Source organism: Shinella sp. JR1-6 (genome assembly GCF_004284735.1).
Lineage (GTDB): Bacteria > Pseudomonadota > Alphaproteobacteria > Rhizobiales > Rhizobiaceae > Shinella.
Genome location: NZ_SHMI01000044.1, coordinates 1 through 22,849, shown reverse-complemented (window position 1 = coordinate 22,849; position 22,849 = coordinate 1). Strand labels below are relative to the sequence as shown.

Genomic DNA, 22,849 nt, shown 5'->3' with positions numbered 1-22,849 from the left:
ACTTGCCTGCGGTGTCGCGCAGCCAGCAAAAGCCTGCCTCTCGTCGCCAAAACGTCCGGTGCTATGCATTAAGGCGGCTAGATAACCCGCATCGAACGCCTCTCTCGTGCGGGCAGGGTCGCGGTTGCAGCGGGCGACATGGCCGAGTTCATTCCACCATCTTCTCCATGCCTTTTCGATTTGTGTTACGTCAACTTTTGTCAATTTTCGCTCTCATTCATTGCTGGAATGTCAATCTCCCTCACCCTATAATATGGTTCACACTGTTCCATGCAAATCATGTCTCGCCATTTTCAGTGCTAGATTGTTGAACGAGTGAAACAAAAGCAGGTGCAGCGCCACCGTTCTTGTCTACTCCAAAATAGATTGTCTGGTGTGGGAAGGGCATTTCGATGCCGCGAGCATCGAAGACTCGCTTGACCGCTCCGTTCAGAGCGCGTCCGACACCCCATTGCTTGCCCGGTAGCGTCTTTATCCTGACGCGGACAATCACCGCACTGTCGGCAAGTTCCTGAACGCCGAACCATTCCATCTCGCCGACAATGACGCCATTGATTTCCGGATCGGCGCGCAACTGCTCGAAAGCTTCGAACAGTGCGGCCTTGGCGTCCTCCACATCCTCACGATAGGCGATGCCCACGTCGCCAACGTGGTAAGCGAAGTCGCGCATCAGGTTTGTCACCATGTCGACCGAGGAGAAGGGGATGATGTGATAGGCGCCTGTCACATCACGCAGGCTGACGGAACGGATCGTCAAACGTTCCACGGTGCCGGTTGTGCCCCCCACTGTAATGACGTCGCCGACATTGATGGCGTTTTCCAACTGGATGAATACGCCGTTGATAACGTCCTGCACCAGCTTCTGCGCGCCGAAACCGATAGCAAGTCCGAGTACACCCGCCGAAGCGAGCAGCGGCGCGATGTCCAGTCCCATCTGCGATAGGGAGAACATAAGGGCGACCACCACGATTGCGATAGTCATGGCGTTCCGCAAGAGGGTGAGGAGTGTTGTTTCGCGCGAGGTGGCGATTGTACCGAAGGCGGGGTTGAGCCGATAGTCCACCCATGATGTCAATGTCAGCCAGGCGACATAGGCGACGAGCAGAATGACGAAAACCGACGCCGCCGCGCCTGTAAAGGCAAGGCCCATGCGCGACTGCATGAGGGCCGCCACGTCGAAGATGCCGGTGGCCGAGATTACGAAGGCGATCACGGTGGCAATGATGAGGAAGCGCAGCAGTGTGAGGAAACGGGGAACGAGGCCGTTGATGCGACGCTCCAGCAGCGGGAGTCGCCGATTGATGTTGTTCGGCAGGCGAACGCCCTTCTGGACCGTGCGCGCTAGCCAGTCAGCGAAGACGAAGCCGACGATGATGGCGACAAAGGTCTGGGCGCTGGCGCCGAGAACGGAGAACAGCCGCTCGGCCGGCCCGATCAGCACGACGAAGAATAGGAAAGCCAGATAGACCAATACTGGCCAGTGCCAGCGCGCCGCGATGAAGCGGACGCGACGGCTACGTGGATTGTGTTCGGGGGTTGCCAGCAGCCACTCGGTTACGGCACGCTGGTTTACCAATGTTGCTGATACGGCGATGACAAGGGCGACAAGCGCAACGAGGGCGGACACCGCCTGCCCAGAAGCGGCCGAAACGGCCTGTGAAAGAATCGGCTGGAGAAGAAGCTGGCCATAGCCGAGAATGCTGATGATCCATGCGAGGATGCGGCTCGTGCGCCGGGCGGCTCTGTCCGAAACATGTATAAGGCGAAGCTCGCTGGTGGATGGCGACAGTATGGCCCTGGTTGCCACCTTGGCCATCTGCACCGCGGTGAAGGCGTTGAGATAGAGTGTCTGCTGGATATCCATGCGCCCAAGCTCTCCGAAGACGGTCAGAGCGGCAAGATATCCAGCGCCCCAGGCGGCGATGACGATGCCTATGTCGAAAGCCACAGAAGCGGTGACCAGAAAGGCTTTTTCGAGGAAACCCGCGGTCGTCGCGCGTCGCCCGAAGGAGCGGTAGATTCTGCGTGCAACCAGCCGAAGGACTGCGAAAACGCCATAGGTGACGACAATCACCAGCGCCAGATCACGTGCGGCGCGAAAAAGTACCTCAGCTTCCCCACCATTGATGTTTGACAATGTTGCTGGTGCCGCAGCGAGTTGCCGGGAGAAAACGATGATGGAAAAAACCGCCCGCTCGGCGAAGTGCCGCGTCACATCCGCCATCTGCTTGCCGAGGGGTTCGGCCAATGGCGTCTCGGCGATGTCCTTGGCGGCTGTTCCGTCGGCGACCTTCTGCAATTCGTCGAGAAAGGTCTGCCGTGTCTTGTCGTCGCGCAGGATGTCAATGAGGTCCTGCAGCTTTGCTGAACCGGCCGATAGTTCCTGGGAATTCTCTAAACCGAGCGGCTCTTGCGCGGCTGCAGGCATGACAGACGCAACCAAAAGAGTAGCCAGCAGACAAATGATACGCAGTGGAATGAAGGCCATAATCAAATTTCTGTCTTGGTACCGGGAAACAGAAGATCGACGAAACGCCCTCCTGTCGGCTGCGGTTCATGATTGGCAAGGCCAGGTCGTTCGTTCGCCTCGATGAAAACGTACTCCGGTTCTGACGGGGTCTTGACCATCAAGTCAATGCCGACCACCGGAATATCGATTGCCCGCGCGGCGCGGCAGGCAGCTGCGATGAGATCGGGATGCACTGTGTCAGTGACATCATGGATAGAGCCACCGGTATGTAGATTTGCGGCTTTGCGGACGGTAACCTCATGTCCGTCGTCGAGAATCGAATCGAGATTCAGCCCCTGTTCGGCGAGGCACCGGTGCGTTTCCGCATCCATGGGAATTCGGCTTTCTCCACCAGTTGCTGCCTGACGCCGTCGTGATTGTTTTGCGATAAGTGCTGCGATTGTAGCCCGGCCATCACCGATGACACAGGGAGGGCGGCGCACGGCCGCGGCGACAAGCTTGAAATCGATGATCACAAGACGGAGGTCATGGCCCTCGAAGCAGGCTTCGAGCAAAACCCGGTCGCAGACACCGCGCGCCTCATCGATCGCTTGATCGAGTGCCTCTTGCGTGGTGATGCCGACGGAAATGCCACGGCCCTGTTCGCCGCGCGCCGGTTTCACAACTAATTTTCGGTTCTTCCTCAAAAACGCTGCAATTACTGCGCGGTCTTCACCCACCTCCATTTGATCGGGTACGACAAGGCCGGCTGCTGAAACAACGCGTCGGGCAATGGCCTTGTCATCAGCTATCGACATTGCAACGCCCGAAGTAAGCTCTGAAAGACTCTCCCGGCAATGGATCGACCGGCCGCCATGGGAGAGCCGGAAGAACCCGCCCTCGGCATCCGTGATGTCGACATGAATGCCGCGTCGCGTCGCCTCGTCAACGATCAGCCGGGCATAGGGGTTCAGCGCATCATAGGACTGGTGCGGCATGGCGAAGAACTTCTCGTTGATCGCGTTCTTCCGCTTGACCGCGAAAAGCGGCATGCGTCGGAAGTTCAGCTTCTCGTAGAGTTTAATTGCCTGCGCGTTGTCGTGCATGACCGATAGGTCGAGACAGGAAAGGCCCCGTGCCTGGAAATGCTCGGCCAGCTTGCCGACGAGCCTTTCGCCAATGCCGGGCTGGCGGGCGTCGGGATGGACCGCGAGGCACCAGAGCGAGGCGCCCCGGTCGGGGTCGTTGAACAGGCGCTGGTGGTCGATCCCGGTCACGGTGCCGACGATCTCGCCGGTCGTCTCGTCCTGGGCGACGAAATAAGTCACCGGGCGGTTATCCCTGTCGGAGGAGAAGAAATCCTTGCGGATCTGGACCATGCCGCAGGCGCCATAGATGCGGTTGATGCCGTCGGCGTCGGCATCCGTGGCAAGCCGACGGATGTTGATGGCACGAAGGCGGCGGCTCCTCGCGCGATAGGTCGACAGGTCAAGACGGAATGTATGCGAGGGGTCTAGGAACACCTCCTGCGGGGCGTGCGACAGCAGCACATGCGGATCCTGCACGTAAAAGGCGATATCCCGGCTTGACGGCGCTTCCTCGCGAAATTTCGACAGAAGCGTCTCGTCCTTCGAAAATGTTTGTGCAAACAGCAGCCGGCCCCAACCACAGTCCAGTACCACATCCTTTTTCTGTTTCTCCGACGCGTCCGGCCGGCCGAGATGGCGGCCGGGCTGCGCGCGGGTGCGCAACTGTTTCAGGCGATGGTTCACCGCGCTCGCCCCCTTGGTGCTGCGGGTCCTGGCTGCCTGGCGCGGCGTGGTCTTTTCTTCTACCTTCTTCACGTCACACCCCCTGGGCTTGAAGCCACATTTCGAGAAGCCCGACCTGCCACAGCTCGGATCCACGCAGCGGCGTGATATGGTCCGAGGGCTTCTCGAGCAGGCGTTCGAGATAGGTCTCGCGGAAAAGGCCGCGTTCGCGAGCCGCTTGCGAATGAAGTGCGTCGCGGATCATCTCGAGATAGGGACCGGCGATATATTTGAGTTGCGGGACTGGGAAATAGCCCTTCTTGCGGTCGATCACCTCGCTCGGCACGATCTTGCGGGCGACATCCTTCAAGATGCCCTTGCCGCCGTCGCGCAACTTCTCCTCGGGTGGGATACGTGCGGCAAGCTCCACCAACTCGTGGTCGAGGAAGGGGACACGCGCCTCAAGACCCCAGGCCATGGTCATGTTGTCCACGCGCTTGACCGGATCGTCCACCAGCATGACATTGCTGTCGAGCCGGAGCGCCTGGTCTACAGGGGTATCCGCGCCCTCGCGCAGAAGATGCTCCTCCAGTAGCGCACCGCTGGTGTCGTGCTCGGAAATCCAGTCCTGTGACAACTGTGTTCGCAGCACCTCATGCGAGCGGTCGCGGAAGACCTTGCCATAGTCCGAGACGACGTCGTTGGAGTTGACGAGCGGCGGATACCAGTGATAGCCGCCGAACACCTCGTCCGCACCCTGGCCGGATTGCACGACCTTGATGTGTCGGGAGACCTCCTTGGACAACAGGTAGAAACCGACATTGTCGTAGGAGACCATTGGCTCCGACATCGCTGCGATGGTGCCGGGAAGGGCCTCCATCAGGTTTCCGGATGGCACGAAGATCTTGTGGTGGTCGGTGCCGAACGCGCGGGCGATGAGATCGGAATAGACGAACTCGTCGCCCTTTTCGCCGTTGGCCTCCTCGAAGCCCACGGAAAAGCTCATCAGGCCTCGCTGGCCAGCCTCGGCAAGCAGACCGACGATGAGGCTGGAATCAACGCCGCCGGAGAGCAGAACGCCGACTGGCACGTCGGCGATCATGCGGCGCTTTACGGCGGTGCGCAGTGCGTCGAGAAGCTGCTCCTGCCAGTCCCTGCGCGTCATGGCGCCGTCGCCCGCACAGCGGGTGTAGCACGGATCCCAGTAGCGGTGGTCCTTGAAGCTTCCGTCTCGCTCGTAGACGCGGATCGTGGCCGGCGAGAGCTTGCGCACGCCGGAAAGAATCGTGCGCGGTGGCGGCACCACGGCATGGAAGGTCATGTAGCTGTGCAGGGCCTCGACGTCGATGGATGTATCGACACCGCCCGCCTTGACGATCGCCGGCAGACTAGAGGCAAAGCGCAAGGCCCCGCCGGCGTCCGCGACATAGAGCGGCTTGATGCCGAAACGATCGCGCGCCATGACGACGCGGCCGCTGTCGCGCTCGTGTAGAGCAAAGGCGAACATGCCGTGGAAACGGCTGACGCAGTCCACGCCCCAGGCATGCCATGCCTTGAGGATGACTTCCGTGTCGCCATCGGAGAAGAATCGGTAGCCCTGGTTTTCAAGCTCTGTCCGCAGTTCACGGAAATTGTAGATGCAGCCGTTGAAAACAAGGGAGAGGCCGAGGTCAGGATCGGCCATCGGCTGCTGTGATCTGTCGGAGAGATCGAGAATTCGCAATCGTCGATGCCCGAGCCCCACATTTCCCCGCACCACGATTCCTGATGCGTCTGGCCCGCGAGGGGCGAGTACGTCTGCCATGATCGAGATTGCCGACACCGACGGGGACCCGCCGTCAAACCTGACTTCTCCGCAAATACCACACATGAACTGGGCTGAAACCTCCTTTGTGAGTACAAAATGGAACATCAGGGCCGTGAAGATATCCACGGCCCTGACGCTAACTGAAAACAATGCGCCAGCGCTCCGGTTGTTCCCCGGTCATTGAAGATTGCCCCTCTTAGCCTTTCCGACTGTTTGCGCGCGGGCGAGCATGTAGGCCTCCGCAAACGCCATGTGTTCGCCGGCGATACGGCGCGCGTCCTCCACTCGCCCGTCCTTCAAAGAGGCCATCAGCCGGTACTGGAACGACAGCCCTTCCTCGCGCGAACTGGGGGCCGGATCAGCGTAGATGCTTCGGGCGAGAGGAAGTTCGCGCAGCAGATTGTGCATCAGGCCGCTTAGAAAGCCGAGCAACGGGTTCGGGCAGAGCTGCGCCAGCTGCGAATGGAAATCGAGCTCGGCCACGCGCTGGCGATACTGTTCCTCTGCACCGCCCGGCGGATGGTCGTATATCCGGATCGTACTTTCGAGAAGGGCAAGCTGTTCGTCGGTGATACGTCCGGCGAGCAGCGCGGCCACTTCGGGTTCCAGCGCCTTGCGGATGGCGTAGATGTCGGAAAGGCTCGGCTCGTCGAAGAAGAAATAGGTCGACAAGAGCTCCATGGCGTGCTGGGCGGAGGGCTGGGCAACGAAGGCGCCGCCGCCTGGTCCGCTACGAGTGAAGATGAGGCCTTGCGTTTCCAATGCCTTCATCGCCTCGCGCACCGTGCCCTTAGCCGCCTTGAAACGGTCAATCAGCTCGCGCTCCTGCGGCAGGCGCGCGCCGGGCAGAAGGCCTTCCGTCCGAATATAGTCCTTCAAGAGATCGGCGATTGCTTCTGGCCGGCGCTTCGTCTTTCCGGCGGGCGTGAAAAGGCGCCTGCCGTCGTCTGCCGGGTTTTGTTTCTCATCGATGCCAGACATCTGTCGTCACTCTCTCCTGATGCGAGGCGCGCTCGCGACAAGCCGCTGTGTATAGGCGTGTTCAGGGTCGGCAAAAAGTCGGTCAGCCGGCGCCGTCTCGACGATTTCTCCGAAATACATCACGGCGACGCGATCCGAGATTGCCTCGATCACGGCAAGGTCGTGGCTGATGACGAGATACGACAGACCGAAGCGTGTTTTCAGGTCACGTAGAAGGAGAAGCACCTGCGCCTGCACGGACACGTCGAGCGCGCTCACCGGCTCGTCGAGAACGAGGATTTGCGCGTCGGCCGCCAGCGCCCGGGCAATGGCGATCCGCTGGGCCTGGCCGCCGGAAAATTCGTGCGGATAGCGTTCAAGCGTGTCGGCCGGCATCTGCACCGCATCGAGCAGTTCCTGCATCCGCACGCGCCGCCGGGAGGGGGCGTAGCCGTTGAGAAGGGCGAGCGGGCTTTCAAGGATGTCGCGGACGGTCTTTCGCGGGTTGAGCGAGGCGACCGGATCCTGAAACACGTACTGGATCATCTTGCCGAAGGCTCTCGGCCCGTCCCGGCGCAATCCGCTGGCATCCCTCCCGCCGATGGCGAAACTGCCGGAAGTGGGCGTTTCGAGGCCGACAAGCATGCGGGCAAGGGTGCTCTTGCCCGAACCGCTCTCCCCGACCAGGGCGAGCGTTTCGCCGCGCCGAAGATCGAGCGATACGGATTTCACGGCGTCTATGGTATGACGCGGCTTGCCGAAGAGGCTCCTGCCGCCGCCGAACCTCTTGCTGAGTTCCCGCATCTCGATCGCGTGAGCCGTCATGACGTCCCCGCCTCCCTCTGGAAAAGCGCGGCCATGCGGTCGAGGAAACGGCTTCCGCTTCCCAGTTCCGGGACGCAGGCGATCAGCCGTTTCGTATAGGCATGCTGCGGATTGGCGAGCACCGCCCGCGCTTCGCCGGTCTCGACGATCTCCCCGTCCTTCATGACGGCCACGCGGTCGCAGATTTCCGACACGACGCCGAAATCGTGCGTGATGAAGACAAGCGCCATGCCGCGTTCGCGCTGAAGAGCGCGCATCAGTTCCAGGATACGCGCCTGCACGGTCACGTCGAGGGCGGTGGTCGGCTCGTCGGCGATGATGACATCAGGATCGTTAGCGAGCGCCATGGCAATGCCGACGCGCTGGCGCTGGCCGCCCGAAAGCTGGTGCGGGTAGTGGCCGGCACGGGCGCGGGCCTCGGGGATGCCGACCTTGTCGAGCAGCGCGATCGCTTTTTCGCGGCGCTCTGTCGCGCCGAGCGGCTGGTGGGCGGCGATCGCCTCCTCCACCTGGCGTCCGATTGCCATCATGGGGTGCAGCGTCGTCAGCGGGTCCTGGAAGACATAGGCGACGCGGGCTCCCCGGCTGGCGATGAGGCGCGTCGGCGGCATGGCCAGCACGTCTTCGCCCATCAGGTAGATTGCCCCGTTGCGGATGAGGCCGGGCGGCGAGGCGACGAGACCCATGACGGAAAGGGCGGTCACGCTCTTGCCCGAGCCGCTTTCCCCGATAAGGCCGAGGCATTCGCCCGGCTTGACATGGAGGGAGACGCCCCGCACCGCCGGCACGACGCCACGGCTGCGTCGGAAGCCGGTCTCGAGCCCTTCGATAGCAAGGACGGCGTTCCGCGCCGTGTTTTTCGGCGCAACGCGATCACGCGCGACCTCCGTGACGGGGCCGGGCCGGGCGAGCGCGCCGGAGCGCAGGCGCGGATCGAGCACGTCGCGGATGCCGTCGCCCAGAAGGTTCAGGCTGATGACGACGAGGAAGATCATCGCGCCCGGCACGATGGAGACATGCGGTGCGGTGAAGAGCTGCGCGCGTCCCTCGCCGAGCATCGAGCCAAGATCGGCCTGCGGCGGCTGCGCGCCGAGGCCGAGGAAACTCAACCCCGCCGTTTCGAGGATCATCCAGCCAGCCGTCGTCGACATCGTGATGACGATGACGGGCAGAACGTTGGGTAGAACCTCCGTCAGTACGATGGCGACCGGGCCTTTTCCGGAGAGCCGCGCCGCGTCGACGAACTCGCGATGCGTATAGCCTAGCGTCACGCCGCGCACATTGCGGGCGAAGAAGGGGATGTTGACGACGGCGATGGCGTAGAGCGCGTTCAGGAGGCCGGAGCCGAGCGCGGCGACGATGGCCAGCGCCAGGAGGATGTAGGGAAAGGCCATCAATATGTCGATGCCGCGCATCATCAGGTTGTCCGTGCGCCCGCCGGCATAACCCGCCACGATACCGATCGCCGAGCCGAGGAGGGCGGCAATGAGCGTGGCGGCAAACCCGACCGCGAGCGAAATGCGCACGCCCCACAGTAGGCGGCTGAGGATGTCGCGGCCGAGCTGGTCGGTCCCGAGAAGGTGCCCCGCGGTCAGCACCGGCTTCAGGCGATCGGCCGGCGCAGTCGCATCCGGGTCGGGAAGCGGCAGGAGCGGTACGAGCAGCGCGACAAGCGCGATGAGGACGATGATGCACAATCCGGCTGTCGCCAGCCGGTTGTTGACCAGCAGGCGCCAGGCGGGGAGCCGAGCCGAGGCCGACATTGCGGCAGGCGCGCTCATACGCGGATCCTCGGGTCGAGCATCGATTGGAGCATGTCGGCACCAAGGTTAAACAGCACATAGCTGGCCGCGACGACGAGCACGCCGCCCTGCACCAGCAGGATGTCGCGCGTCGAAATCGCCTTGACCAGCATCGCGCCGATGCCGGGCCACTGGAAAACCGTCTCGATATAGACCGCGCCGCCCAGTACGAAGCCGGCCTGGATGCCGATGACGGGGATGATGCCGACGAGCGCCGCGCGGAAAGCGTGACCGTAGACCACCCGCCTTTCCGGCAGGCCTTTGGCGCGGGCCGTCCGCACATAGTCCTGCCGCAGCACCTCCAGCATTGCGCCCCGCGTCAGCCGAGCGATCACCCCGGCCGCCACGACCGAGAGCGTCGCGGCCGGCAGGATGAGATGAAGGAGGAGATCCCTGAAATCGCCGCCGCCATAGACGGCGTACATGCCGGAGGCCGGCAGGATGCGCCAGTGCACGGCGAAGAGGTAGATCAGGAGAAGACCGAGCCAGAAGGAAGGCATGGAAATGCCGGCAAGCACGAAGAAGGTGATCGCCCGGTCGGCCCAGCCGAATTGGCGCACCGCCGAGACGATGCCCGCCAGCAGGCCGATCACCGAGCAGAGCACCAGCGAGACGCCGGCCAGCACGAGCGTCGCCCGGAACCGTTCCAGCACCTCGTCGATGACCGGCCGGTTGAGCGCGAAGGAGCGGCCGAAATCGCCGTGCAGCACATTGCCGATCCAGATCAAGTATTGCTGCACCAGCGGCTTGTCGAGGCCGAGGTCCCGGTTGATGCGCGCGACATTTTCCGGGGTGGCATAGGCTCCCAGGATGGCTGTCGCGGTATCACCCGGGATCAGCGCCATCACGAAGAAGACGATGACCGACAGACCGAACAGCACGGGAACGACGGCGAGCAGCCGCTTCATGATATAGGCCGGCATGAGACCTCCCGGTATCCGTGGCAGGTGCCGCTAGGGCTTGGCGACGCTGCGCAGGTCGAGAAGGAAGGACGGCTGCAGTTTGAAGCCCTCGACGACGGCCGTCGTGACCGCGTTCTGCTTCCAGTTGGCGACGAAGAGCCAGGGCGCATCCTCATGCACCAGCGCCTGCACCTCGCCGTACAGCTTGCCGCGCTCTGCCTGATCCGTCGATTTGCGCGCCTGCTCGAGCAGTTTGTCGACCTCGGGGTTGGAATAGTAGCCGGAGTTGAATCCGCCCTTGTCGGGCATGGCGTCGGTGCGCAGCGTTAGATAGGGCACGGTGTCCGGGTCGTTGGTCATCCAGGCCATCTCGGCCATGTCTGCCTTACCCTCTAGACCGGGATTGACGCGGCCGAGGAAGGTGTTCCACTCGTAGGTTTCGATCTTCACCTTGAAGCCCACCGCCTGAAGATCCGCCTGGATGGCTGCGCCCATGGTGATCGGGTCAAGCATGCCGGAGCCGCCTTCCGTCACGTAGAAGGTCAGTTGCGGGTTTTCGACGCCCGCCTCGGCAAGCAGTGACTTGGCCTTCTCCGGATCGTATGCATAGGGCTCGACGGTATTCTCCACCCAGTTGAACGCCGGCGGAATGGGGCCTGCGGCGACCGTGGCGGTGCCCTGCAGAACATTGGTGACGAGCGTTTCCTTGTTGACCGCGTAGTTTGCCGCCTGGCGCACGCGCTTGTCGGCGAAAGGGCCTTGCTTGGTGTTGAGGATCGTGAACCAGACATGCGGCCCGGCTTGCTCGGCGACCAAAAATTTGGCGTCCTGCTTGAAGGTCGCGAGGTTATCAGGCGGCACCTCGACCATCACGTCCAGGCCGCCCGCCATCATCTCCGCAACGCGCGTATTGGTGTCGGTGATTGGCCGGAACACCACGGCGTCGAGCTTTGCGGCGCCGCCCCAGTAGTCGGGGTTGCGATCGATCACGACACGCTGGTTCGACAGCCACTCGACGAATTTGAAGGGGCCTGTGCCGGAGGGCGCCCGGCCATAGTCCTTGCCGTGCTGTTCCACCGCCGCGGGGGAGACGATCAGACCGGTTGGATAGGCGAGATTGGAGAGGAACGGCGCGAAGGCTTCGTTCAGCTTGAACTCGACGGTGTGCGCATCGACGACATCGACGGACGCGATCGAAGCGAAGTTGAAGGACAACGGGAACGGCCCCGTATTGTAGAAGGGATGGTCCTTGTTCAGCATGCGGTCGAAGTTGAATTTCACCGCCTCGGCGGTGAAATCCGAACCATCATGGAATTTCACGCCCGCGCGGAGCTTGAAGCGATAGGTCTTACCGTTTTCGGATATTACCCAGCTTTCGGCAAGCGCCGGCTCAACCTCCAGCGTGCCGTCCTTGAACCGCACCAGGCCATCGTAAAGGTTGACGAGGATGCGGAAGTCGTTGGTCGCCGTGACCGTGTGCGGATCGAGGGACTGGGGTTCGGCTATTTGGCCGACGACAAGAACGTTGGCCGGGGTCTGGGCTGTGGCCGGCCCCGCCGAAAGGGTAGCACAGGTGAGGGTGGCAGCCGTAAAGACACTGCGAAATAGCCTCTTCATAGGAAAGATCCTTTCGATTTGGCGTCGTTCGATAGGTGTATTTATAGCGATAGATATGAGTATGACAACAATCTATCATGATTAAATAGCCGTTCGCGCGGCTCAGCACCCGTCCGAACGTCCAAAACGTGCGGGCAAACCGCTGCGATAGTGCAGTTAGGGTGTGTCCGGCTTGTCCGCACTCAGGTCCTGTTCTGCTTGCTTCACGTCCTGGCGAGTGAAGCCGCGTAGGCCGGAAATCTCCTCCGCGTCGCGTTCGATCTGAACCTCGCTCGCCGCGTGGTGCACGGCCAACCGCGCCAGCGAAATCAGCGCATGGAGGTGGATGCGCTCGTAGCCGTGCGAGGCATCGACGCCGAAGGCGAGGAGGGCGGTCCGAACGTCATGACCGGCTTCGACGGCCGAGGCGGCGTCCGAGCGATAATAGCGGAACACGTCCTTCTGGACGCGGATGCCGTGGTCGCCGCAAAGCTGGAAGAGCTTTTTGGACAGGTGGTAGTCGAAGGGACCCGTCTGGTCCGCCATGGCGAGCGTCACGCCGAATTCGTCCGAGTTCTGGCCCGGCGCTGTCGTGCCGTTGTCGATGGCGACAAGCGAGGCAATGTCCGGCACCAGCACGGCGGACGCGCCGACGCCCACTTCCTCGCCGATCGTGAAGAGCCAGTAGGTGTCCACCGGTGTCTCGATACCTTCGCGCTGCATCGCCTCCAGAGCGGCGAGCATGACCGCAACCCCCGCCTTGTCGTCGAGATGGCGCGAGACCATGAAGCCGTTTTCGAGAAATTCGGGTTGCGGATCGATGGCGACGATATCGCCGACATCGATGCCGAGTTGCACGATGTCCTTGCGATCGCGCGCCAGCGCGTCGATGCGCAGCTCGACGTGGCGCCAGCCAGTCGGCTGCGTGTCGACCTCTTCGTTGAACGTGTGGCCCGACGCCTTCAACGGCAGGATCGAGCCGCGATAGGTGCCCTTGTCCGAGAATATCGAGGCCCGCGCGCCCTCGGCGAAGCGCGCCGACCAATGGCCGATCGACACGAGTTCGAGCCGTCCGTTGTCCTTCAGCGCCTTCACCTGCGCGCCGAGCGTATCGAGATGGGAGACGATGCCCCGCGCCGGCCGCTCGGCCGCTCCGGGGCGGCGCGCGCGGATCGCGCCGCGGCGGGTCAGCTTGACCTCCAGGCCAAGGCTTTCGAGTTCGCGTGCCGTGTAGCGAACGGCCTCGTCCGTAAAACCGGTCGGGCTCGGTATGTCGAGGAGCGCTTTCAGCCGGGTCGTCAGGTATTCTGGATCGATTGTAACAGGTGTCTGCATCGGGGCTTTGTCGCAGCCAACGGCCGCCTGCGTCAACAATCGCGGCCGGAAAATCATCTTCCGGTACGATGTTCTTGCGATATTTTCATTTTATTTCAGATCGTTAGTATCTCGGACGCTTTTTGCGGCCTCCTGCAACCTGTGCAGGTCGCCCTCCAGCCCTAGGGCCAGGGCGGCGCGATCGAGCGCTTCTTTCGAGTGCCGCTCCGCCGCTGCACGGAACTGCGGCTGGCGGAAGTTCGCCAGCGTGGCGAATGCCTTCTGCAGGCGGATGCCGACCTCCACGATCGCCGCGCCGTCCCGCGCGATCGGGGTAAACAGATCGTCGAAGATGTCACCCGGTTCGATCGCGGGGACATGGACATTGGGGTAGAGCACCTCAGCATCGTAGCCGGCTTCGACCGGCTCCGTCCACACGGCGAGGACCCGCAATGCCCGGCTGATGACATCGATGGCCGTGCCCGGGTCATTGACGGCCGGGGAGAGGGCGCGCGAGGCGATTTCCGCCAGAACGGAGGCGCCGAACCGGGGATCCTGATCGAATGTCCTGACGTCCTCTACCGAAAAGCAGGTGGCGATCCGCGCTCTCGTTTCCTCGGCGTCCTGCTCCGATCCGCCGTCGAGAAAGGCGACGGGTCTTGTCGGATCCACGAGCTGGCCGGGGATCAGGTGAACGAAGATTCGCGACTCGGCGGCGGCCGCGATATCGTAGAGCGTGCCGGTATCGAGATGCTGGATATATCCGATCCTGTCGATGAAGACAGGCTTGGCGAAGAAGGGGATGTCCGCCCTGTCCGCCAGCCTTTGACCACCGAGATGAGGGCGCTGCAAGTGGGCGCGCATCGCCTCGATCGTCGCGGCCTCGACCCTTTCCGTCGTTTCTGTGACACGCCCCAGGCGCGAAAGATGATCGATCCAGCGCAGCAGGGTCACGATGACGAGCACGATGACGCCGATCGTGACGAGGAACAGCACCACGCGGCCCTGGTCGCCGTAAGCCCCCGTGCTGAGGGCGATGATGCCGACGAGGCTAAAGAGAAAGGAGCCGATGAAGGTCGCGAGCATGTTCTGCGTCGTGCTGTCCTCCATCACAAGTTTCGTCGCGCGCGGCGTGACGTTGCTCGTCGCGGCGGAGTAGGCGGAAACCATGGTGCTCAAGGAGAAGGTGGTGACCGTCAGCATGCTGGAAGCGATGATCCCGAGAATGTTGTCCACCGCGTCGGCCCCGATGCGGGTCGAAAGGTCCCCGGGAATGAACGGGGCCAAGACGATGGCGATCAATGCCGTCACGATGGCGAGAATGGAAAACAACGTTGCCCGGACCCACATCCGGCGCCCAAGCTGCGAAAGCAGCCACCCCCATCGCGACGTCATTAGCAACCCCTGTGCAGTTCCGAAGACAAAATGTTCTGCGCCTGCCTGCCCATGTCGATGTCAATCCTGGCCGCGGTCTTGGCGGCGCTTGCGCAGGCCCGCAAGACCGCGGCGGCTCATTTTTTCGGTCAAAGTGCGAAGGGGCACGCCGAGGCTCGCGGCGGCGCGGGCGGTGTTGCCGTCATTGCGTTCCAGCGCTTCGCGGATGACATGCGCCTCGTACGCTGCCAGCCGCTCCGGCAGGGCGAGCGTATCGTCCTTGAAGGAGGCGTCGCGCACCGTCGCGGCAGGTTCGTCGAGCCCAAGGGCAAAACGCTCGGCCTGTGCCTTGAGTTCACGCACATTGCCGCGCCACTCCTGCTGCCGGAGTTGCTCGATCCGCCTGGCGGGAACCGCCCGAACGGGACGGCCGTATCTATGTGCCGCAAGGGAGGCGAAATGGCCGAACAGGAGGCCGATATCGTCGCGCCGCTGGCGCAATGACGGAATGCGGACATCGGCCGTGGCAAGGCGATAGAACAGATCTTCGCGAAAGCGCCCGGCGGCGATGTCGGCGGTCAGGTCGCTCTTGGCGGCTGCGACGATGCGCACGTCGACGGATCGCAGACGGTTTTCACCGAGGCGCTCGACGACTCTCTCCTGCAGCACGCGCAGGATCTTCGCCTGCAGGCCGAGCGGCATCGATTCGATTTCGTCAAGAAACAGCGTGCCGCCGGCGGCGTGTTCGAACTTGCCCTCGCGGTCGGCGATCGCGCCGGTGAAGGCACCCTTCACATGGCCGAAGACCTCGCTTTCGAAGATGGCCTCCGGCAGCGCCCCGCAGTTGATCGCGACGAAGGGACCGGCGGCGCGCCGGCTGAGCCGGTGGAGAGCCCGTGCGACAAGCTCCTTGCCGGTGCCCGTCTCGCCGATGACGAGGACATCGATATCGACATCGGCGAGCGTCGCGACGCGGTTGCGCAGGTCGCGGATCGGCGGACTGTCGCCGACGATGGCATCCTTTTTCTCGCTGCCGCCGACCAGGCCCTGAAGGCGCACGATCTCCCGCTTCATGCGCCGTTTCTCCACGGCCTTGTCGAGGACGGAGAGCAGGCGGTCGGCATCGTAGGGCTTTTCCAGAAAGTCCTCCGCGCCCTGTTTCATCGCCTGGACCGCAAGGCCGACATCGCCATGGGCCGTGATGAGCACGACGGGCACGTCCCGCTTCTGGCGCACGGTGGAATTGAGCAAGGTCATGCCGTCGATGCCCGGCATGCGCACATCGGTAACGACGACATCGGGCTCGGCACGCAGCAGCGCCGTAAAGGCCTCCTCCGGCCGGTGGAATGCCTCGACGGAAAAACCGCTAACGGTGAGCCAGTCCGTCGCGGCCTTCAGAAGGTCGCGGTCGTCGTCGATGAGAAGAATGCGGCCACGGTTCATTGCGCCGCCTCCAGGCTCCCGGTGCCGCGTCTGCCAAGCGGCACGGAGACGGTGGCGGAGGTTCCGCCGTCCGGCACTTCGGCGAAGCGGATCTCGCCGCCGCATTCGCGCACGATCGTCGTGGCGATGGACAGGCCGAGGCCGAGGCCTTCGCCCGTCAGCTTGGTGGTGAAGAACGGTTCGATGATGCGCTCGCGATGCTCCGGTGCGATGCCCGCTCCGTTGTCGATGATGGCCACCTCGACGTGGTCGGCATCCTGCGTGCGGCGGATGGTGATGGCGGGATCGGGACGCCCCTCCACGGCATCCAGCGCGTTCAGGAGGAGGTTGAGCATCGCCTGCTCGAGCTTCAGTGCGACGGCGATCACGACGGGCGAAGGCGCCAGTGCCTCGATGATCGGGGTGATGCCGAGGCTTTTCGTGCGGGGGGCGGCGAGATCCACCACGTTGCGGATGACACTGTCGATCGAAACGTCCTCCAGGTCCGAGGCATCCTTGCGCGCGAAGGTCTTGAGATGCTTGACGGTGCGCTGCATGCGCTTGACGAGGGAGCGGGCATCGACGATGCGCGCGCCTGCGGCTTCGGCGGATTTCCTGCCGGCCAGCACGCCGGCGGTGGCGAGCGTCGCGTCGAGCGCGGCGAGCGGCTGGCTTACCTCGTGCACGATGGCCGCGGACATGCGGCCGAGCGCCGCCATCTTCTCCGAATGGATGAGGCCCTCCTGGGCACGGCGCAGCTCGTCCTCGGTCCTGCGGCGCATGTCGATCTCGCAGGCGAGATCCTGCGTGCGTTCGGCCACCATGCGTTCGAGCAGTTCACCCTGCCGCAGCCGCATGCGGATGATCTGGGCGCGCTGGTGCAGGAAATAGAGCGCGCCCGTCGCCAGCAGACCGGCGATCAGCGCGGCGAGCGCCCAGAAGCCGGCGAGCTTGGCCGTGTCCCCGGTACCGGTTGCCGCCAGCACGTGCCAGCCGTCCGGCTCGACCGTCGAGAAGCGGGCGAGCAGCGGCGCGCCGCCCTGTGCGATGCGAAGCGCCGGGTCCTCCAGAGCGCCGGTGGGCAGGCCCACCCCTTCCGGCAGGATCGGCCTGCGGGCCGCAAGGTCGGCGCCCTCGTAGGTGCGTTCCGCCGCAAGCCGCGCCAAAGCCTCCGTTCCGAGCGGCGCCAGCGGACGGTACTTCCAGTCTGGGTTGCCCGAGAGGAAGACGATGCCCCAGCGATCCGCGATGGCGGTCTGTACGCCGGCCGCCTCCCAGGCCAATTCCAGCGGCGACAGGTCCGCCTTGACAACGACGACGATGGGCGGCTTTCCGGCAATATCGATGCGCGAGGCGAGGAAGTAGCCGGGCTTGCCGGTCGTCACGCCAATGGCATAGTAGCGCCCCTCGCCTTCGCGCATCGCATACCGGAAATAGGGGCGGAAACTGTAGTCCTGTCCGACGAAGCTCTCCGGCGTCATATGATTGCTCGCCGCAAGGGTCACGCCGTGCGCGTCGAGCACGTAGAGTTCGGCGGGACCGGCCTGCCGGACGATGGTTTCCAGGTAGGCGTTGGCCGCGTCGAGTGCCGTTTCGCCGCGCTCCGTTCCTGCGATCGCCCGGATGCGCGCGTCCTCGCCGATCACCATCGGCAAGTAGCGGAAACGCTCGATCTCCGTTTCGATGGCGCGATTGGTCAGGACGAGACTGCGCTGGAGTTGGCCTTCGAGCGTGGCAATGGCGACACCGCTTGCCAGGTAGTAGGCGACGAAGGGCGCTATGCAGGTGACGACAAGCATGGCGATCGTCATGCGACCGATGGTGCGAGTCATTTTCGGGCCGATCCGTCTCTCGCTTCTCTCACCCATGAGCTTAGCGTTCCTTGCATGCGAAAAGAACAGGAGATTGGCCCCCGGTGAGACGGATCATTTACCGGGCTCCCGCGATATCGCCTCGCCATCCGCGCAGGGCCGCAGCACGACAGGCTCTCCCTTGTCGCGGCCAAGCTCCCGGCAGCCGTCCGCCGCGCAGAGCGTCCAGCCGGAGCCGGTGGCGCCGGACGAGGCGAGGACCAGTGTGGTGAGCGGTGCGGCATGCGGCTCCCACACCCACCAGCCGTCCTTGCGGCGCGCGCCTTCGCCAGGCTCCATGCCGGCGCCCGAGCCCTTCACCCGCGCCTCCCGCAGCACCAGCCCGTCCGGCGTGACGGCCCAGCTTTCCTGCCATGCGGTCTTCTCAACCGAATGGGTCCAGCCCAAGGTGAAGAGACCGGCGGCAAGGGCGATGGCCTTGCCGCCGGCAATGCACAGCAGGGTGCTCATGCCGCTTCCGGCGCGGCCGCTGCCCGCGCCCTGCGCCAGATGAGGACAGCGAAGACCGCCCCGAGCGCAAAGCCAATCTCATCCGTCGCGGGCAGCGCGGCGAGCATGCTGAAGGAGGCAGCGGTGGCGAGCGCCCGTTCGAAGAGGTTGAGCCGGACGGCGGCAAAGCCGATCACCGCGGCGCCCCAAAGGCCGATGGCGAAGCCCGTTTTGAAGACGATATAGGCGACGGCCGCCGGATAGCCGAGCGACGCGGCAAGCGGCCCTCCTTCCTGCAGCATCAGCGCCGGCGAATAGACCGCCATGAAAGGGATGACGAAGCCGGCGGCTGCCACCTTGATGGCCTCGAAGGAGATCTTCAGGCCGCTTTCGCGGGCGATGGGGGCTGCCGCGAAGCAGGCGAGCGCTACCGGCGGCGTCAGGTCGGCGAGAATGCCGAAATAGAATACGAACATGTGGCTGACGATCAGCGGCACGCCGAGTTCGAGCAATGCCGGGCCGGCGATGGACGAAGTTATGATGTAGTTCGGGATCGTCGGAATGCCCATGCCGAGCACCAGGCAGGTCACCATGGTCAGGAGCAGCGACAGGAAGAGGCTCTTGCCGCCGACCGACACGATGAACTGGCCGAAGGTGTTGGCCGCCCCGGTCAGCGTCATCGTGCCGATGATGATGCCGACGAGCGCGCAGGCTATGGCCACCGGCAGCGCGGTCTTGGCGCCATCCGCCAGCGCGTCGCGGCAGATGGCTAGCGTCTCCCGGCCGCCCTTCCAGATACCATTGGCAAGGACCAGCACCGCCAGCGCGACGACGACGACCTCCATGCCGAACTTAAAGAAGGCGGCGGCGACGAGGCCGAGGCCGATCCAGAAGATCACCCGGACCGCGGTCGATGGAAGGCCAAGGGCGATGGAACTGCCGAGGATCAGCAGCAGCGTGAAGCCGAGGCCAACGGTGCCGGCGAAGAGGGGCGTGTAGCCGGAGAACAGCAGCCAGACGAGGGCGGCGAGCGGCAGGACCAGATACCAGCCCTTGGTGATCGCGGCGCGGGCCGAGGGCAGTTCGTTACGGGGCAGCCCGAGAAGCCCGCGCTTGCCTGCCTCCAGATGGACCATCCAGAAGGCGGACGCGAAGTAGAGGATTGCCGGAATGAGGGCGGCCTTGACGACCTCGTGATATTCGACGCCAAGCGTCTCGGCCATGATGAAGGCGACGGCACCCATGACCGGCGGCATGATCTGGCCGCCCATCGAGGCGGTGGCCTCGACGCCGCCGGCAAAGGCGGGGCGATAACCGAAGCGCTTCATCAGCGGAATGGTGAACTGGCCGGTCGTCACCACATTGGCGACGCCCGATCCGGAGATCGTCCCCATAAGGCCGGACGAAATGATCGCCACCTTCGCCGCTCCGCCGCGCCGCGCGCCGACGAGCCTGAGCGATACATCGTTGAAAAGCTGGATCATGCCGGCCTTTTCCAGGAAGGCGCCGAACAAGATGAAGAGGAAGATGTAGCTTGAGGAAACCAGCGTCGGAATGCCGTATATGCCCTCCGTGCCATAGGCCATGTGGTCGATGACCTGGGAGAAGGCATAGCCGCGATGGTTGAGCGGCGAGGGCAGGTATTCGCCGAACAGGCAGTAGGCGAGGAAAGCGCCCGAGATGATCGGCAGGGCCGGTCCCATCAAGGCCCAGGCGGCGGCGAAGACGATGCCGATACCGATGACGCCAAAGGCGATGTCCTGCGGCAATGGATCGCCGGCCCGCACCAGCAGGTCGGCATATTCGTAGCATTGGTAGAAGGCGACGGCTGCTCCGAGCGCAGAAAGGCTCCAGGCGATCGCGCGGGCGGCTCCGCTCCTGGTCCCCATGGCGGCGAGCAGCGGAAAGATCAGGACCGTGACGAAACCGACATGGATTGCCCGGACGAGTTGGCTCGGCGGATCGAGAAGATGTGCGGCGGTTGCGATCTGGAACAGGGAAAACAGAAAGGCGATCGCAAAGAGCACCCGCCCTTCTTTCGTCGCCGGGAACGTGCCCGCGAGGGCGTCATGCTTGCTCAGCGCGGCGGCAGCGCCGTCGGCCGGTCCATTGGTGTCGTGCATCGTTTCCTCCCGAGCGACGGACTACTAAGGTATCTGTGCGGCGATCCTCCACCGCCGCACAGTCGTTGCTAAACGGTCAGAGCAGCCCCTTTTCCTTGTAGTAGCGTTCGGCGCCCGGATGCAGCGGGATGGGCATGCCGTTCAGCGCTTCTTTCAGATCGATCTGCTCGGCCGCCTTGTGGGCGGCGACCATGGCCGGCAGGTTCTCGAAGAGCTGCTTGGTCATCTGGTAGGCGGTTTCGTCGGAAACCTCCGAGTGCGTCACGAGGAAGTTGACCACCGCAACCGTCGGCACATCCTTGTCCTGGCCCTGGTATGTGCCCGCCGGAACGGTGGCGGCGATGTAGGGCGCGCCGAGCTTTGTGGCGATGTCTTCGGGAACGGAAACCATCTGCACGTCGAGCGAGGTGGCAAGGTCCTTAAACGACGAGACGCCGAGGCCGGCCGATTGCAGCGTGGCGTCGAGCTGACGATTTTTCATCAGCTCGACGGATTCGGCAAATGGCAGATATTCCGTCTTGCCTAGATCGTCATAGCTCATCCCGGCCGCCACCAAGATGGCACGGGCGTTCAGTTCTGTACCTGATTTCGGCGCGCCGACAGAGAGGCTCTTCCCCTTAAAGTCGGCGAGTGTGGCGATCCCGGACTCCTTCGACGCCATGATCTGAATGTAGTTCGGGTAAATGGCGGCTATACCGCGCAGCTTGTCGAGCGGTGCCTTGAAACCGGCTTCGGCATTGCCTTCCGCGGCGAGTTTGACGGAATCACCCAGCGCGAAGGCGATTTCGCCGCGGCCCTGTTGCAGGAGATTCAGGTTCTCGACAGAAGCCTTGGTGGCCTGAACTTGGGTGCGGGAGCCTGCGATCTTTTCGCCGTATATTTTCGAGAGTGCGACGCCGAGTGGATAATAGACGCCGGACGTGCCGCCCGTCAGGACGTTGATGAACTCGTCTGCTCGCGCGGCGGCGGCCGTGGTGAAGGCGATGGATACGCCGGTAGCAGCTATGATGACGGCGCGCTTCAACTTGTTTTTCATGGAAACTCCTCCCGTTTGGCAAAATGACGCAGCTCTCACGTCCGCGTCGTTGTTTAGATAGCAAGAGTCAGGCCAGATCAAAGCCGTTGACATGCTAAGGTGGGGCCGTGTGGCGCGCTTCGCGAATGGCAAGAAATTACTCGTCGAGGATGACATTTGGCAAGTTTTTGCTGAAGGTGGATATCCGTCTAGCGTTCGTGGACAAAGGTTCACTGCGGAGTCGGGTTTTGATTCAAGGCTTCCATTTGGAGGCAGCCTTGGGCGAACGGATTGGTTTGACAGACGATGAGTGGGCGGTGATCGGTCCGCTTCTTCCCGCTGAGCGAGGGCGCGGATGCCGCCCTGCTCAGGACAATCGGCGCTATTTCGAAGGCATGATGTGGATGGCGCGTACGGCTGCGCAATAGCGACACTTGCCTGATGAATACGGCAAGTGGAACAGCGTCTTCCGCCGATATCGACGCTGGGTTGAGACCGGTGTGTTCGAAGCAATGCTCGAAACTCTGGCTGAACTGGTCGATCGCGCGGCGGCTTCACCACCAAGCTCCATGCCCGCTGCGATGCGAAAGGCCGTCCGCGCGGCTTTGTCCTGACGCCCGGGCAGACGCATGATACCCAAGGCTTTGCGTCCTTGTTCCGGATGATCTCCGACCGGGTCGAAGCTTTCCTCGCCGACAAGGGTTACGACGCCGATCCCACACGACAAAGCCAAATACAAATGGCGTAACCAGATCGAGCGGCTCTTCAACAAGCTCAAGAACTGGCGGCGCGTTGCGACCCGCTATGACAAGACAAAGGAATCCTATCTCGGCTTCGTCGCAATCGCCGCAGTCAAACTATGGATGCCGTTTATCCGCGAGCGCTAGGTAACCCAACCCTGAGAGACGCTCGTCGAAACATACACATTCGGTGAAGGACGCCTTGCTCAATTGAGAATTTTGGTAAGGCTCCGGCTATATCGACGTCAATATAGCCAGTGATTTAACCATGGATATCATTAGCAGCGGTCACCCGCAGATCAGTCGGCTGGAGATAGGTGAGAAAGGTCGTCGTGGGCACTTTAATGACGAAGCCAAGCTGGCGACTGTCGCTGAGAGCTATAGTGGACCTCATACCAACGAGCATTGATCATGACCTGTGTGCCCAGTCTCGTAGGCCGATGGACATAATCTTCCAAGGTTGATCGAT

At 63.1% G+C, this 22,849-nt stretch carries 17 protein-coding genes and 1 pseudogene; 2 read left to right on the top strand and 16 right to left on the bottom strand.

The genetic code is table 11. The features are described from left to right. From EXZ48_RS35340 to EXZ48_RS31905, 16 genes are all read right to left on the bottom strand, one after another. Positions 1–204 (bottom strand): hypothetical protein (locus EXZ48_RS35340; protein ID WP_207900562.1); only part of this gene is annotated, 204 nt, incomplete at its 3' end. A gap of 73 nt (positions 205–277) precedes the next feature. After that, on the bottom strand, positions 278–2,488 hold the full coding sequence (locus tag EXZ48_RS31975; protein WP_024270013.1) for a mechanosensitive ion channel domain-containing protein: 2,211 nt from the start codon (positions 2,486–2,488) through the stop codon (positions 278–280). A 2-nt stretch (positions 2,489–2,490) separates the two neighbouring features. Further along, complete coding sequence (gene ngg / locus EXZ48_RS31970; RefSeq protein ID WP_130520991.1) at positions 2,491–4,293, bottom strand: N-acetylglutaminylglutamine synthetase; 1,803 nt, start codon at positions 4,291–4,293, stop codon at positions 2,491–2,493. 1 nt (position 4,294) lies between these two features. Next, complete coding sequence (locus tag EXZ48_RS31965) at positions 4,295–6,070, bottom strand: N-acetylglutaminylglutamine amidotransferase (RefSeq protein ID WP_130520989.1); 1,776 nt, start codon at positions 6,068–6,070, stop codon at positions 4,295–4,297. A gap of 114 nt (positions 6,071–6,184) precedes the next feature. Further along, positions 6,185–6,988 (bottom strand): FadR/GntR family transcriptional regulator, encoded by an 804-nt coding sequence (locus tag EXZ48_RS31960; RefSeq protein ID WP_130520987.1) that lies wholly within the window; start codon positions 6,986–6,988, stop codon positions 6,185–6,187. Between the two features lie 6 nt (positions 6,989–6,994). Then, entirely contained in the window at positions 6,995–7,792 is a 798-nt protein-coding gene (locus EXZ48_RS31955) for an ATP-binding cassette domain-containing protein (protein WP_130520985.1), read from the bottom strand. Next, on the bottom strand, positions 7,789–9,573 hold the full coding sequence (locus EXZ48_RS31950) for a dipeptide/oligopeptide/nickel ABC transporter permease/ATP-binding protein (RefSeq protein WP_130520983.1): 1,785 nt from the start codon (positions 9,571–9,573) through the stop codon (positions 7,789–7,791). Before EXZ48_RS31950 ends, EXZ48_RS31955 begins: the two co-directional genes overlap by 4 nt. After that, positions 9,570–10,517 (bottom strand): ABC transporter permease, encoded by a 948-nt coding sequence (locus EXZ48_RS31945; protein ID WP_023515641.1) that lies wholly within the window; start codon positions 10,515–10,517, stop codon positions 9,570–9,572. Before EXZ48_RS31945 ends, EXZ48_RS31950 begins: the two co-directional genes overlap by 4 nt. A 30-nt stretch (positions 10,518–10,547) precedes the next feature. Further along, positions 10,548–12,113: an ABC transporter substrate-binding protein gene (locus EXZ48_RS31940; protein WP_023515640.1), complete on the bottom strand. Its 1,566-nt coding sequence runs from the start codon at positions 12,111–12,113 to the stop codon at positions 10,548–10,550. Between the two features lie 156 nt (positions 12,114–12,269). Beyond that, positions 12,270–13,427: an osmoprotectant NAGGN system M42 family peptidase gene (locus EXZ48_RS31935; RefSeq protein ID WP_037405248.1), complete on the bottom strand. Its 1,158-nt coding sequence runs from the start codon at positions 13,425–13,427 to the stop codon at positions 12,270–12,272. Positions 13,428–13,517: 90 nt separating this feature from the next. Then, entirely contained in the window at positions 13,518–14,801 is a 1,284-nt protein-coding gene (locus EXZ48_RS31930) for a DUF2254 domain-containing protein (RefSeq protein ID WP_130520981.1), read from the bottom strand. A 60-nt stretch (positions 14,802–14,861) separates the two neighbouring features. Further along, a complete protein-coding gene (locus EXZ48_RS31925; RefSeq protein WP_023512248.1) occupies positions 14,862–16,223 on the bottom strand; it encodes a sigma-54 dependent transcriptional regulator in 1,362 nt (453 codons plus the stop codon). Then, positions 16,220–18,034: an ATP-binding protein gene (locus tag EXZ48_RS31920; RefSeq protein ID WP_063832190.1), complete on the bottom strand. Its 1,815-nt coding sequence runs from the start codon at positions 18,032–18,034 to the stop codon at positions 16,220–16,222. The genes EXZ48_RS31925 and EXZ48_RS31920 overlap by 4 nt, the downstream gene beginning before the upstream one ends. A 93-nt stretch (positions 18,035–18,127) precedes the next feature. Then, the gene (locus EXZ48_RS31915) at positions 18,128–18,523 is read right to left on the bottom strand and encodes a DUF1850 domain-containing protein (protein WP_050746731.1); all 396 of its coding nucleotides are present in this window, start codon (positions 18,521–18,523) and stop codon (positions 18,128–18,130) included. Beyond that, positions 18,520–20,625, bottom strand: coding sequence for a TRAP transporter permease (locus tag EXZ48_RS31910; RefSeq protein WP_130520980.1), 2,106 nt, complete (start codon positions 20,623–20,625; stop codon positions 18,520–18,522). Before EXZ48_RS31910 ends, EXZ48_RS31915 begins: the two co-directional genes overlap by 4 nt. A gap of 76 nt (positions 20,626–20,701) precedes the next feature. Beyond that, the gene (locus EXZ48_RS31905) at positions 20,702–21,661 is read right to left on the bottom strand and encodes a TAXI family TRAP transporter solute-binding subunit (protein ID WP_130520978.1); all 960 of its coding nucleotides are present in this window, start codon (positions 21,659–21,661) and stop codon (positions 20,702–20,704) included. A 125-nt stretch (positions 21,662–21,786) separates the two neighbouring features. Between EXZ48_RS31905 and EXZ48_RS36010 the strand changes: the two genes are divergently transcribed. Together EXZ48_RS36010 and EXZ48_RS36005 are read left to right on the top strand one after the other, a co-directional pair. Next, positions 21,787–22,068 (top strand): transposase, encoded by a 282-nt coding sequence (locus EXZ48_RS36010; protein ID WP_371260173.1) that lies wholly within the window; start codon positions 21,787–21,789, stop codon positions 22,066–22,068. Positions 22,069–22,238: 170 nt separating this feature from the next. Then, positions 22,239–22,388: pseudogene (locus EXZ48_RS36005) on the top strand (transposase); the annotation flags it as partial. Positions 22,389–22,849: the final 461 nt, after the last annotated feature.